13 protein-coding genes are annotated in these 12,009 nt (G+C 67.4%); 8 read left to right on the forward strand and 5 right to left on the reverse strand.

What is annotated here, in order from left to right; translation table 11 throughout:
- Positions 1-9 precede the first annotated feature (9 nt).
- Positions 10-1,374 (reverse strand): MFS transporter, encoded by a 1,365-nt coding sequence (locus ABRP34_RS12065; protein WP_003803155.1) that lies wholly within the window; start codon positions 1,372-1,374, stop codon positions 10-12.
- Positions 1,375-1,586: 212 nt separating this feature from the next.
- Between ABRP34_RS12065 and ABRP34_RS12070 the strand changes: the two genes are divergently transcribed.
- The 4 genes from ABRP34_RS12070 (at position 1,587) to ABRP34_RS12085 (ending at position 4,144) form a co-directional block, all read left to right on the forward strand.
- On the forward strand, positions 1,587-2,330 hold the full coding sequence (locus ABRP34_RS12070; RefSeq protein ID WP_003803157.1) for a FadR/GntR family transcriptional regulator: 744 nt from the start codon (positions 1,587-1,589) through the stop codon (positions 2,328-2,330).
- Positions 2,331-2,490: 160 nt separating this feature from the next.
- Positions 2,491-2,709 (forward strand): sigma factor-like helix-turn-helix DNA-binding protein, encoded by a 219-nt coding sequence (locus ABRP34_RS12075; RefSeq protein WP_353710373.1) that lies wholly within the window; start codon positions 2,491-2,493, stop codon positions 2,707-2,709.
- 165 nt (positions 2,710-2,874) lie between these two features.
- Positions 2,875-3,237 (forward strand): cupin domain-containing protein, encoded by a 363-nt coding sequence (locus ABRP34_RS12080; RefSeq protein ID WP_003803160.1) that lies wholly within the window; start codon positions 2,875-2,877, stop codon positions 3,235-3,237.
- Between the two features lie 49 nt (positions 3,238-3,286).
- On the forward strand, positions 3,287-4,144 hold the full coding sequence (locus tag ABRP34_RS12085) for a prephenate dehydratase (protein ID WP_353710374.1): 858 nt from the start codon (positions 3,287-3,289) through the stop codon (positions 4,142-4,144).
- On the opposite strand, the gene ABRP34_RS12090 is transcribed toward ABRP34_RS12085, so the two are convergent.
- On the reverse strand, positions 4,141-5,301 hold the full coding sequence (locus ABRP34_RS12090; RefSeq protein ID WP_353710375.1) for a benzoate/H(+) symporter BenE family transporter: 1,161 nt from the start codon (positions 5,299-5,301) through the stop codon (positions 4,141-4,143). The two genes, ABRP34_RS12085 and ABRP34_RS12090, sit on opposite strands and share 4 nt — an antisense overlap.
- 182 nt (positions 5,302-5,483) lie before the next feature.
- Between ABRP34_RS12090 and ABRP34_RS12095 the strand changes: the two genes are divergently transcribed.
- The 3 genes from ABRP34_RS12095 to ABRP34_RS12105 all read left to right on the forward strand — a co-directional run bounded on the left by ABRP34_RS12095 (position 5,484) and on the right by ABRP34_RS12105 (position 8,327).
- Complete coding sequence (locus ABRP34_RS12095; RefSeq protein WP_353710376.1) at positions 5,484-6,344, forward strand: Rieske 2Fe-2S domain-containing protein; 861 nt, start codon at positions 5,484-5,486, stop codon at positions 6,342-6,344.
- Between the two features lie 286 nt (positions 6,345-6,630).
- The gene (locus tag ABRP34_RS12100; protein ID WP_353710377.1) at positions 6,631-7,059 is read left to right on the forward strand and encodes a YciI family protein; all 429 of its coding nucleotides are present in this window, start codon (positions 6,631-6,633) and stop codon (positions 7,057-7,059) included.
- Positions 7,056-8,327 (forward strand): RNA polymerase sigma factor, encoded by a 1,272-nt coding sequence (locus tag ABRP34_RS12105; RefSeq protein WP_353710378.1) that lies wholly within the window; start codon positions 7,056-7,058, stop codon positions 8,325-8,327. The genes ABRP34_RS12100 and ABRP34_RS12105 overlap by 4 nt, the downstream gene beginning before the upstream one ends.
- On the opposite strand, the gene ABRP34_RS12110 is transcribed toward ABRP34_RS12105, so the two are convergent.
- The gene (locus tag ABRP34_RS12110) at positions 8,254-8,910 is read right to left on the reverse strand and encodes a cysteine hydrolase family protein (RefSeq protein ID WP_353710379.1); all 657 of its coding nucleotides are present in this window, start codon (positions 8,908-8,910) and stop codon (positions 8,254-8,256) included. The two genes, ABRP34_RS12105 and ABRP34_RS12110, sit on opposite strands and share 74 nt — an antisense overlap.
- Before the next feature lie 173 nt (positions 8,911-9,083).
- On the opposite strand from ABRP34_RS12110, the gene ABRP34_RS12115 reads away from it, so the two are divergent.
- Positions 9,084-9,665: an adenylate kinase gene (locus tag ABRP34_RS12115; protein WP_353710380.1), complete on the forward strand. Its 582-nt coding sequence runs from the start codon at positions 9,084-9,086 to the stop codon at positions 9,663-9,665.
- 27 nt (positions 9,666-9,692) lie between these two features.
- Here ABRP34_RS12115 and ABRP34_RS12120 read toward each other — a convergent pair whose 3' ends face one another.
- Both ABRP34_RS12120 and ABRP34_RS12125 read right to left on the reverse strand, forming a co-directional pair.
- Positions 9,693-10,361 carry a response regulator gene (locus ABRP34_RS12120; RefSeq protein ID WP_003803177.1) on the reverse strand — a complete coding sequence of 223 codons (669 nt, stop codon included), beginning with the start codon at positions 10,359-10,361 and terminating at the stop codon, positions 9,693-9,695.
- A complete protein-coding gene (locus tag ABRP34_RS12125; protein ID WP_353713354.1) occupies positions 10,358-11,932 on the reverse strand; it encodes a sensor histidine kinase in 1,575 nt (524 codons plus the stop codon). Before ABRP34_RS12125 ends, ABRP34_RS12120 begins: the two co-directional genes overlap by 4 nt.
- Positions 11,933-12,009 lie beyond the last annotated feature (77 nt).

The raw sequence follows: 12,009 nt of genomic DNA on the forward strand, positions 1-12,009 counted from the left end.
CGCTGGATCCTAGGGCTCGGAGTGGTGTCCGGCGCCCGCGGGGTCCAGCGCCTCGGCGGGAACGCCCTCGCTGACCTTGCCGGAGCGGCTCAGGGCCACCATCAGGACGCAGGACAGGAGCATGAAGCCGCCGACGACGAACATCGGAACGGTGTAGTTGCCGGTCCAGTCCTTGAGCCAGCCGGTGATGTAGCCGGCGCTGAAGCCTGCCAGGTTGCCCACGGTGTTGATCAGGGCGATGCCGGCCGCGGCGGCCGCACCCGTGAGGAACTGGGTGGGAACCGTCCAGAAGTTGGGCAGTGCCGCGAAGATGGACATGGCCGTGATGGTGATGACGGCGATGGTGGCTGCCGGGGAGCCGGCGAACAGGGCCAGCGGGATGCTCAGGCCGCCGATGAGGGCGGGAAGGGCGATGTGCCAGGTCTTCACGCCGCGCTTCGTGGCGTCCTTGGACCAGAAGTAGAGCGCCACCGCTGCCGGCAGGTACGGGATCGCGGTGATGAGCCCCTTCTGGAGCACATCGAACTTGGTGCCGTAGAGCCCTTCGAAGCCGGCGATGATGGTGGGCAGGAAGAACCCGAGGGCGTAGAGGCCGTAGATGAAGCCGAAGTAGATGGCGGCCAGCATCCAGACGCGGCCGTTGCCGAAGACGGTGCGGACGCTGACGTGCTTGTTGCTGGCGGCCGTTTCGTTCTTTTCCTTCTCCAGGGCACCGGTAAGCCAGGTCTTTTCTTCAGAGGTGAGCCACTTGGCCTTCGCCGGGGAGTCTGCCAGGTAGAACCATGCAATGACGCCGATGATGATCGCGGGGAGCGCAACACCGAAGAACATGACGCGCCAGCCGGCGAGGCCAAACAGGCCGTGCTGCTGGATGAGGAGGCCAGCCAGCGGGGCACCGATGACGGTGGTCAGCGGCTGGGCCAGGTAGAAGAGGGCGAGGATCTTGCTGCGGTGCCGGGCCGGAACCCAGAGGCTCAGGAAGAGGATGGCGCCCGGGAAGAAGCCGGCCTCGGCCACACCCAGGATGAAGCGCAGGATGTAGAGCTGCTCAACGTTGCCCACCCAGGTGAACAGGAGCGAGACGATGCCCCAGCTGACCATGATGCGGGCCAGCCAGCGCCGGGCGCCGAACTTGTGCAGGGCCAGGTTGCTGGGGACCTCGAGCAGGATATAGCCGATGAAGAAGACGCCGGACGCGAAACCGAACTGCGCCGCGCCGAGGGCCAGGTCCGTGTTCATGCCGTTGGGGCCGGCAAAGGAGATGGCCGTGCGGTCCAGGTAGTTGATGAAGAACATCAAAGCGACGAACGGCACCAGCCGGACTGCCACTTTCCTGATTGCAGATCTTTCGACCACCGATTGTGTGGTGTCCACATTGACTCCTAGATATTGGTATCCCCGGCCGCGTCCTGCTCTGGATGCTTGGGGGCTGTCTCAATGCCGTCCGCCGGAAGGGGACCGGCATTGGCTACGCGTTGTGAGATCAACCATACGACCGGAAGGCCAAATTGGTCAACCGGTTGACGTATTCTCGCCTTCCTGCTGTTTTCCCCGGAAATTGGTCAGCCGGTTGCTACCCTTTGAAGATGTCCGAAAACTCCGCAGCCGCTACGGCCAAAATCAGCGCCGCCCTCGGCCCCATGGAACAGGGGTCGGTGGTATCCGAGGTTGCGGAACGCCTGCTGGCCTACTTCACCAGCGGAGACATAGCAGTCGGAACCAGGCTCCCGGCCGAGCGGACGCTTGCCGCCTCCCTCGGCGTCGGCCGGTCAGCAGTCCGCGAAGCATTGGCGGCCCTGGAGATCCTGGGCATCGTGATCGTCAGGCCCGGATCGGGAACGTACCTGCGGGACGGCATCTCGGAACTGCTGCCCCGCACCCTGAGCTGGGGCCTCATGCTCGGCGCTCCCCGCACCCGCGAGCTAGTGGAGCTCAGAAGCGGGCTCGAGGTGCAGGCAGCGCAGCTGGCCGCCGAACGCATCGACGATGCAGCGCTGGACCGCATGCGCGCCAACCTGCAGACCATGGAAGACAACCTCGAAGACCTGGCCGCCTTCGTCGAGGCAGACGCCGCCTTCCACCGCGAGATCGCACTCAGCTCGGGCAACCAGGTGCTCCGTGAACTGCTGCAAAGCATCCGGTCGCTGCTTCGCATCTGGGTTGACCGCGCCCTGACCGACGAAGGCCACGCCGCCGCAGCCCTCAAAGAACACCGCGAAATCTTCACCGCGCTCGAAGCCCATGATCCCGCCGCCGTCACGGCGACCATGCGCTCCCACATGCAGACCGCCTCGCGGCGGCTGCTCGCGGGGTTCGACGCCGCCCAGTAGGCGCAACCGCACAGTAGGCGCCGCCCAGTAGCGCACAGTAGGCGCCGCCCAGTAGCGCACAGTAGGCGCCGCCCGGTGGGGGTTGCAGCGGACGGCGGGGTGCCCATTTTGGGGTGTGCCCCATCAGGAATCTCGAAGGCCATGGCGCCAGCCTGTCTCCATGATCAATGCCCCAAGCGAGGCCGCCGGCTCCCGCGTCAGCGAGGCCCTGATGATGCTCGACATGGAGCAGCGGAACGTCCTGCTCGCCCTGCATTACGGGCGGCTCACGGTCGCCGAGGTGGCAACGCAGTTCGGCATGTCCCCCGCCCTCGTCAGCCGCCACGCACTCGCAGCACTGCGGACCCTCCGCCGGCTGCTTGACCAAGGCGCACCTTAACCAGCCGGTGGAGCTGACATCGAGCGCCTGGCCCGCACCTGGTCCGATGCGTCGAGTCCTTGACATGCCGACCGGGCGGGCCTACAACGTGGCATAACAAGCAGCAGCAACTGCGTTCCCAGGCTTTCATCCCAGGAGAAGGAATATCCACAACAGGAGGTAAAGATGCCAGGTCTGATCCGCAAGAGTTTCGACTCCCCCGAGGAGACCCGGCCGTTTGAGGACGGCAAGGGCCAGCTCCAGCTGGTCCACATGGAGGGCGGCGGCGTGGGCCGGGCCACCTTCGAGCCAGGCTGGAAGTGGTCGGAGCACGTGAAGCCGATAGCGCAAACGGACAGCTGCCAGGCTGCCCACAAAGGTTACTTCGTCTCCGGCCGGATGAAAGTCGTCATGGATGACGGCGAGGAGATGGAGTACGGGCCGGGTGATTTCGCCGTCATCCCTCCCGGACATGATGCCTGGACCGTTGGCGATGAAGCCTGCGTGGTGATCGACTGGCAGGGATTCTCTGACTACGCGAAGAGGTGAAGCGGCGCCGTTTGGATGAGTCGGCGCCGGGCGTGACATCATACGGAACATGGCCCAGAAAATTGCGTTCCAGGGTGAGCCCGGCGCCAACTCAGACATAGCCTGCAAGCAGATGTACCCCGGCTTGGAGAGCATTCCCTGCGCCAGCTTCGAGGACGCCTTCGAGCTGGTGTCCAGCGGCGAGACGGATCTGGCCATGATCCCGATCGAGAACTCCATCGCCGGCCGGGTAGCGGACATCCACCTGCTGCTGCCTCACTCGGGCCTGCAGATCGTGGGAGAGTTCTTCCTGCCCATCCACTTCGATCTCCTCGGAATTCCGGGCAGCACCATCGCGGGTGCCACCGAGGTCCACAGCCACATCCATGCCCTGGGCCAGTGCCGGAAGCTCATCCGCGAGGCCGGGCTGAAACCCGTGATCGCCGGCGATACTGCCGGGTCGGCACGCGAGGTTCGCGAGTGGAACGACCCCACCAAGCTGTCCCTCGCGCCGCCGCTCGCTGCCGAACTGTACGGCCTTGAGGTCCTGGCCTCGGCGGTCGAGGATGATCCCTCCAACACCACCCGCTTTGTGGTTTTGGCCAGGGAAACCGAACTGCCCACCCGGGAGGCACTGCCCGGCCCGGCAGTCACCAGCTTCGTGTTCCGTGTACGGAACGTCCCCTCCGCCCTCTACAAGGCACTGGGTGGCTTCGCCACGAACGGCGTGAACATGACGCGGCTTGAAAGCTACATGGTGGGCAACGAGTTCGCCGCAACCATGTTCATGGCGGATGTCGAGGGCCACCCCGAGGACTTGCCACTGAAGCTTGCCCTGGAGGAGCTGGACTTCTTCACCACCGAGGTGTGGATCCTTGGCGTCTACCCGGCCGCCGACCACAGAACAGCGCGGGCCGCTGGCAACTAACGCGCGGCTTTGCCCGGCGGCGCGTTCCGGTCCTTGAGGAACTCCCGGACCAGGAGCCCTGCCAGCAGGGCCCAGAAGGCTGCCCCGATGCCCATGAAGCTCATCCCCGATGCGGCCACGAGGAAGGTTACGACGGCGCCCGTCCGCTCGCCCGGCTCTGCCAGCGCCGAGGCGGCTGAGCCTGCGAGTGTGCCCAGCAGGGCGAGCCCGGCGACGGCTTCCAGCACCCCCTGCGGAGCCGCAGCCACCAGCGCGGCGAGCCCGGCGGAGAAGGCTCCCAGGAGGAGGTAGGCCAGTCCTGAGACGACGCCTGCCACCCAGCGCCGGCCCCGGTCAGCGCCTGCTTCCTCCCCGGCGGCCAAAGCGGCGCTGAGCGCGGCGAGGTTGATGGCGTGGCCGCCGAACGGCGCAGCCAGCAGCGTGCCGGCACCGGTGACCAGCATGGAGGCACGCCATGGCGCCCGGTAACCGAAGGACCCCAGCACGGCCACTCCTGGGACGTTCTGGGATGCCATGGTGACGATGTACAGCGGTAGGGCGATGCCCGCCACGGCGCCCAGCGACCAGGATGGCGTGGTCCATTCCATCGCCGGCAGCAGGCCGTCCGCCGGCACAGCCCGTCCTTCAACAACCAGCTGGACCACGATGCCGGCGAGCGCCACGGCCAGCGCGCCGGGTACCGACCAACGGGGTGCGAACCGTGACAGCACCAGCCAGCAGAGCAGCACCGGAACAACCAGCAGCGGAGCGGTCTGCAGCGCCTCCACGGGGGCAAGGCACAGGGGCAGCAGAACCCCCGCCAGCATGGCTTGCGCCAGGGGCGTGGGGATGCTGCTGATGAGCCTGCCCAAAGGGCGGACCATCCCCGTCACGGCGATCAGAACACCGGTCACCAGAAAGGCGCCGACGGCGGCGGCCCACCCGCCGTCGGGAATTCCGGCGACGGCCAGCAGGGCGGCCCCCGGCGTTGACCAGGCGAGGGTTACCGGAAGCCGGCTCCGCCAGGCGAGGAGCACGACGCCCGCACCTACCGCCAGGCAGAGGGCCAGGAGGCCGCTCGACGCCTGCTCCGGGTTTGCCCCTACGGCACGGAGACCGGAGAGGACCACGGCGAAGGTCGAGGTGAAGCCGACGAGCGCCGTCACGATGCCCGCCATGACCGGCCTAACCAGCCCCTCGGAAACCGGGGCAGCGGGGTCGCGGGATGTTCGGAGTAATGGCAGCGGCACGTGTAAGTACGTTACCGGAGACTGGCCTGCCGGCACCTTGTCATCGGGTCCGCGGGGATGCACACTTTGGTGCACCACCTGTCCTGACTGCCAGGCCCAAGGAGTCCGCCGTGAACCCGTTGCGTGCGCTAGTTGATGCCATTGAACACTACGACCGGCTGGACGGGGTGGCTTCCGCCATCTCCAAGGCCGCCGGAAAGGCGGTACAGCCGCGATTCATCCGCAACACCCTCAGCGGCACGCCGCTGGGCCATCCGCTGCATCCGGTGTTGACTGACTTCCCCATCGGGGCCTGGACCATGGCAACTGTCCTGGACACCGTGGGAGGGACCGCCTCCGAGCCGGCCGCGGACATCCTGGTCGCCGTCGGAATAGCAACAGCCGTTCCAACCGCAGCCGCCGGCCTCAACGACTGGTCCGACACGCAGGGAAAGTCACGACGGGTGGGGCTGGTCCACGCGGTCGCCAACGGATCGGCGCTCTGCCTGTTCTCGTCCTCGGCCGTAGCCCGGGCCTCCGGCAGCCGGACCATCGGAAAGGCCCTTGGGCTGGCCGGGTTCGGGGTACTGATGTTTGGCGGCTTCCTCGGCGGCCACCTCAGCTACGGCAACGCGGTCAACGTCAACAAGACGGCAGGCAGGACGGGCCCCAGGGAATGGACGCCCGTCATGGCCGAGTCAGAGCTCGCCGACGGGGAGCACCGGAAGGTGGACGCAGGCAAAGTCTCGGTCCTGCTGTACCGCTCCGGGTCCGGGGTCCTGGCTCTGGACAGCGTGTGCAGCCACATGGGTGGTCCGCTCGAGGAGGGAACGATCGCTGATGGCTGCGTCACCTGCCCCTGGCACGGCAGCACGTTCCGGCTCGGGGACGGCCACATAGTCCGTGGGCCGGCAACCACTCCCCAGCCAAGCTACGAAGCCCGGGTGAACGACGGCCAGATTGAGGTCCGCCGGAGGGCACCGTGGGAATAACGGATCCGCATGCAGTACACATGGCCTGGGCCGCACGCTTCAATGCCCGGGACGTTGACGGAATGCTGGAATTCTTCGAGCCGGATGCGGTGTTTGTTCCCCAGCCGGGCATGCCCACAACCGGCTAAGACAGCGTGAACGGGCTGCATGTGCTCTGCCTGACTCCGCCCGCGCCGAATAAAGCCGCGCCGAAAAAAACCACAATACCTGTCGATTTCCGCAATGCCCGTTCGACGGGATAGTAGACGGGCGCACACGGCGTCCACGTCAAAGCAAGGAGAGAACCATGAAGTACATGTTCATCATGCGTGCCACGGACGACGCAGTCGAAGCATCGAAGCAGGTTCCGTTCGAGGAGATCCTCAACCAGATGGGCGCCTACAACGAACAGCTCATCAAGGCCGGCGTCATGCTCGCCGGTGAGGGCCTGACCGACCTGTCCGAGGGATCGGCCTTCGTGGTCGATTTCTCCGAAGCACCGCCCGTGGTGACGGACGGCCCCTACGGCGAAACGCATGAGCTGTTCAACGGCTTTTGGATTGTCCAGGTGGCCTCCAAAGAGGAGGCCAAGGAGTGGGCCAGCCGCTGCCCGCTTGCTCCCGGATCGAAGCTTGAGGTCCGCCGGATCGCTGAGGCCGACGACTTCGCCGACTTTGCGGACAACGAGTACATCAAGAAGGAAGCGGCGTGGCGCCAGGAGCTCAACCAGCCGTGAGCCAGGAGCAGGCGGTGGGCGGAGAGGCCGTAAACGATGCGGCAGCCGCCGTACGGCGCCGGATTGATGCCCTGTGGCGCATCGAAGGTGCCGGTATCGTCGCGGCCCTCGCCCGCGCCACCCGGGACGTTGGCTTCGCCGAGGATCTGGCCCAGGACGCCCTGGCCGAAGCCCTGGTCCAGTGGCCGGAATCCGGGACACCGGACAACCCTGCCGCCTGGCTCACCGCCGTCGCCAAGCGCAAGGCCATCGACGCCTGGCGCCGCTCGGAACGGCTCGAGGAGCGGTACCGGGCCATAGCCCGGGACCTGGAAGACGACGACGGCGTGGCCTGGGTTCCGCTGGAGGACGACGTGCTCAGGCTCGTGTTCACCGCCTGCCACCCGGTCCTCTCCCGGGAGGCCCAGATGGCGCTGACGCTGCGGGTGGTGGGCGGCCTCACCTCCGAGGAGATCGCAAGGCTGTTCCTCGTTCCCGTCGCCACTGTGCAGCAGCGCATCGTGCGGGCCAAGAGAACGCTGGCGGCGGCCCGGGTGCCGTTCGAGGTTCCCGAGCCCAACGAGTGGGGCGCCCGGCTGGGAGCAGTCCTCGGCGTCGTCTATCTGATGTTCACGGAAGGGTACGCCGCCACCACGGGAGATGCATGGATCAGGCCCGACCTGGCCCACGAGGCCCTGCGGATCGGGCGCATCCTGGCCGGGCTGGTCCCCGGCGAACCCGAGTCCCACGGGCTGGTGGCCCTGATGGAGTTCCAGGCGTCCCGCTTCCCCGCCCGCACCACTCCCGACGGGTCTCCGGTCCTGCTGGCGGACCAGGACCGGACCCGCTGGGACCGGGCGCAGATCGGCCGGGGCCGCGCCGCCCTGCGCCGCTGCGACGGGCTGGGCCGGGGCCGCGGCAACTACGCGCTGCAGGCCGCGATCGCCGAATGCCACTCGACGGCGCCCAGCGTCGACGACACTGACTGGCAGCGCATCGTGCTGCTGTACGAGGCGCTGGGCCGGATCGCTCCCAGCCCCGTGGTGGAACTGAACCGGGCCGTGGCGGTGTCCATGGCCACCGGGCCGGCGGCCGCGCTGGCCATCGTGGACGGCCTCGCCTCCGGAGGGGCCCTGCGCGGAACGCACCTGCTGCCCAGCGTGCGCGGGGAACTTCTGGTCCGGCTCGGACGGACAGGGGAAGCACGGTCCGAGTTCATGGCAGCGGCCGGACTGGCCAGGAACCAGCGCACGCGGGAACTCCTGGAGCAGCGGGCGGCCCGCATGTGACCGGATCAGTCCGGTTCAGCCAGCCGGGTTCAGCCGCTGAACGTGACGTCCTTTGTCTCTGCCACCGCAGCCGTCCGGCCGGGCCCGCCATGGTATTCCAGTAGAGATTCGTGTGGGCTATGACCTGCTCCGGCGGAGGGGCACCCCATTCGGTCAGGTCCTCCGTGGTGTGGGCGTCGCTGACCAGCGTCACGTCGTAACCGCGGACGAACGCTCCGTGGATGGTGGACCTGATGCATTCGTCTGTCTGCGCTCCAGCGACCAACAGGCGGCCCACCGCCGCGGCGGCCAGCACCTGCTCCAGATCGGTGTCGTCGAAGGCGTCGCTGAAGGACTTGTGCACCACCGGTTCCTGTTCGCGGCGCCTCAGCTCGGGCACGTACTCCCAGGGCCCGCTCCCCTTCTCCAGCCGGTCGTCGGAGTGCTGGACCCAGACGACCGGCGCCCCGGCTTCGCGGGCCCTGTCCACGAGCGCGGCGATGTTGGACACCACCGCGTCCCGCTGGTGCGCTTCGGCCACGACCCCCTGCTGCATGTCAAGCACCACCAGGGCAGTGTTGGGCCGGTCCGGCAGCGTGGTCATGATGGTCTCGGCGTTGTCATGGAAGCTCCTTGGCCGGTGGGTGGTGGCTGTGGGTGGTGGGTCCCAGCCTAGGAGCGGCCGCCGCCGTTGTGAACCCGCCACCCATTGCAGGCGGACGGGGCCGGGGGAAGAATGGGCCCTAGCGTGCTTTCTCGGCAGATCGGACCAAAAGCATGACCCGCATCCTGCTCATCGGCCCGCCCGGCTCCGGCAAAGGCACCCAGGCCCACCGGCTCAGCGGGCAGCTGCACATCCCGGAGATCTCCACCGGGGACATGTTCCGCAGCCATCTGGCCAACGGATCGCCCTTGGGCCGGGAAATCAAGGAATTCCTCGACGCCGGCAACCTTGTTCCGGACAACCTCACCACTGCCATGCTGCGGGAGCGGCTGCAGGAACGGGACGCGAGGAACGGCTTCCTGCTGGATGGCTATCCGCGCACCGTGAGCCAGATGGATGACCTCGACGGCATCCTGGACGCCGCCGGGACCAGCCTCGATGCCGTGGTGGAAATTACCGCCCACGACGACGAGATCGTCCGGCGGTTGCTGCTCCGCTCCGACGCCGAGGGGCGAAGCGATGACACCGAGGAGGTTATCCGCCACCGGCTGGAGCTGTACCGGCAGGAAACGGAGCCGGTCATCGAACGCTACGGCCGGCGCGCCCTGCTGGTCAGCGTTGACGGCACGGCGGACATTGACGCCGTCACCGTCAGCGCGCTACAGGGCATCGAAGCCGTCAGGTCGCGGCCCTAAGAAGCGCGGCCCTAAGCAGCGCACCGCTCACCCCGCCTTCCACGCATATCGCCGTTCGGGGCGCCCGACGCCGTACTTGAGTGTGACGTCCACCAGCCCCTCGTCGTTGAGGTACTCCAGATAGCGCCGCGCGCTGACGCGCGACGTCCCCACCTGCACGGCCAGTTCCGCGGCCGACACGTCGCCGCCACCGGAGCGCAGCGCCTTCTCCACCACCTGGAGCGTCTCGGCGCTGCAGCCTTTCGGCAGGGGACGGTCCGCGCGTTCCAGCCCAAACACGCGGTTGACGTCCGACTGTTCCGCCACATCCTTGGACGAGTCGAGGCTCTGGTAGGTGTTGCGGTAGTGCTCCAGCCGCTCCTGCAGGTCGGTCTGGGAAAACGGCTTGATCAGGTAGTGCACGATCCCGCCACGAAGCGCCTTCCGCACGGTCTCCACCTCGCGCGCAGCACTGATCACCAGCACGTCCAGCTCGGGCGCCACATCCCGCAGCTGGTGCATCAGGTCCAGGCCGTTGACATCGGGCAGGTGGATGTCCAGCAGCACCAGGTCCGGCTGCAGCCGCTGAGTCTCCAGCACCGCCTGCGCGCCCGTGTGCGCCACCCCGACGACGGCGAACCCCGGCGTGCGCTGGATGAAGCCGGCGTGCACTTTGGCCACCATGAAGTCGTCGTCGACGATAAGTACCTTGATCAAAGCTGCTCTCCCTTACGCGTCAGCAGGGCGGTAAAGACGGCGCCGCCGTCGTTCCGAACGGTGAGCCGTCCGCCGCGCCGCTGGCAGACCACCCTGGCGAGCGCCAGGCCATAGCCGCGGCCGCCGTCGGGCGAATTTTTGGTACTAAAACCCTGCCGGAAAATGTCGTCCATGACCTCCACCGGGACCCCCGGTCCCGAGTCCCGCACGTCAACCCGCACGCCGCCGTCGGCCTCTCCGATGAGCACCTCGACCTTCGCTTCGGAGGTGTTGGTGACGGCATCGAGCGCATTGTCCACCAGGTTGCCCACCACGGTGGTCAGGTCACGGGACAGTTCCTCATCCACCTTGCCCAGCCGGGATTCCTCCGCGAGCTGAAGGGACACCCCGCGCTCGGCGGCGAGGCTGGACTTGGCAATGAGCAGCGCGGCGAGGGCGGGGTCTTCGATCCTGCTGGTCACGTCGTCGTTCAGGCGGGTCCGGTTCGAGGTCGTGCCGTTGACGAACTGGACGACGGCGTCATACTCGCCGATCTGGATCAGGCCCGAAATCGTGTGCAGCTGGTTGGCAAACTCGTGTGCCTGCGCCCGGAGGGTGTCGGTGGCCGTCCGCGTCGTGCCCAGCTCACGCTCCAGGGACGCCAGCTCCGTCCGGTCGCGCAGGGTGGTGACCGAGCCGATCACCCGTCCGTGCGAGCGCATCGGCATCCGGTTCAGCACCACCAGCTTCTCCCCCACCAAAACCAGCCGGTCCGGTCCCGGCTGGTCCTCGGTAAGCACCTCGCGCAGCGCAGCCGGCACCTCGAGAGCGGCCAGGTTCTTCCCGACGCAGTCGTGCGGCAGGCCGAGCAGGCTCCGCGCACTGTCGTTGACCACCGTGATCCGCTGCTGGGGGTCCAGTGCCACCACGCCTTCCTTGAGCCCGTGCAGCATCGCTTCCCGGTTCTCCACGAGGCCGGTGATCTCGTCCGGTTCCATGCCCAGCGTCTGGCGTTTGACGCGGCGGGCCAGCAGCAGCGAACCGGCCACGCCGAGGACACTCGCCACACCCAGATACGTCAGCAGGTTCGGGACCGCATCGCCCAGCCGCTCCAGCACGGAAGGGTAACTCCTGCCAACCACGGCAATGCCTACCATCTTCCCGGCGTCGTCCAGCACCGGCACATGAGCCACGACGGCCTCCTCTGCCCCGGTTCCGACCACCCCGGTCCATGCCCGCCCGGACATCACCGCACTGTCACCGAGCTCCAGCTGGTCGCCCACCAGGGACGGATCCGACGACGTCACCATCGTCCGGTCGGACCGGGCCAGCGCAACCTGGGAGGACCCCGAAATCGTGCGCACCGCCTCGGACACCGAGGGAAGCACCGATCCGCTTTGCGGCTGGGCATCCGGCAGGAGGCTTCGCACCGCGGGGGTAGCAGCCAGCGTCTCCGCAGCAGAGAGCGCGCGCCGGCCTTCGACCCGTTCAAAAGCTGCCGCCGACTGGGCCAGCGAAATCGCCACCACGGCCACCAGCACGGCCAGCACAATCAGGAGCTGCAGCCGAAGATACTGCCCCGCAAGGGACATTCCTCGCCGTCGAGTCATGTGCTGCTGTTCTTCCTGTGGGTCCGCGGGTGGGGGTGAACTATACGGGACACGCTACC

It is taken from the genome of Arthrobacter sp. K5 (assembly GCF_040448525.1).
Taxonomy (GTDB): Bacteria; Actinomycetota; Actinomycetes; order Actinomycetales; family Micrococcaceae; genus Arthrobacter; species Arthrobacter globiformis.

Coding starts and splice junctions, on each gene's coding strand:
- ABRP34_RS12085 (WP_353710374.1), top strand. CDS start 3,287: ATGGCCCAGAAAATTGCGTTCCAGGGTGAGCCCGGCGCCAACTCAGAC.
- ABRP34_RS12075 (WP_353710373.1), top strand. CDS start 2,491: ATGATCAATGCCCCAAGCGAGGCCGCCGGCTCCCGCGTCAGCGAGGCC.
- ABRP34_RS12125 (WP_353713354.1), bottom strand. CDS start 11,932: ATGTCCCTTGCGGGGCAGTATCTTCGGCTGCAGCTCCTGATTGTGCTG.
- ABRP34_RS12070 (WP_003803157.1), top strand. CDS start 1,587: ATGTCCGAAAACTCCGCAGCCGCTACGGCCAAAATCAGCGCCGCCCTC.
- ABRP34_RS12110 (WP_353710379.1), bottom strand. CDS start 8,910: ATGACCACGCTGCCGGACCGGCCCAACACTGCCCTGGTGGTGCTTGAC.
- ABRP34_RS12090 (WP_353710375.1), bottom strand. CDS start 5,301: ATGGCGGGCATCGTGACGGCGCTCGTCGGCTTCACCTCGACCTTCGCC.
- ABRP34_RS12100 (WP_353710377.1), top strand. CDS start 6,631: ATGAAGTACATGTTCATCATGCGTGCCACGGACGACGCAGTCGAAGCA.
- ABRP34_RS12080 (WP_003803160.1), top strand. CDS start 2,875: ATGCCAGGTCTGATCCGCAAGAGTTTCGACTCCCCCGAGGAGACCCGG.
- ABRP34_RS12115 (WP_353710380.1), top strand. CDS start 9,084: ATGACCCGCATCCTGCTCATCGGCCCGCCCGGCTCCGGCAAAGGCACC.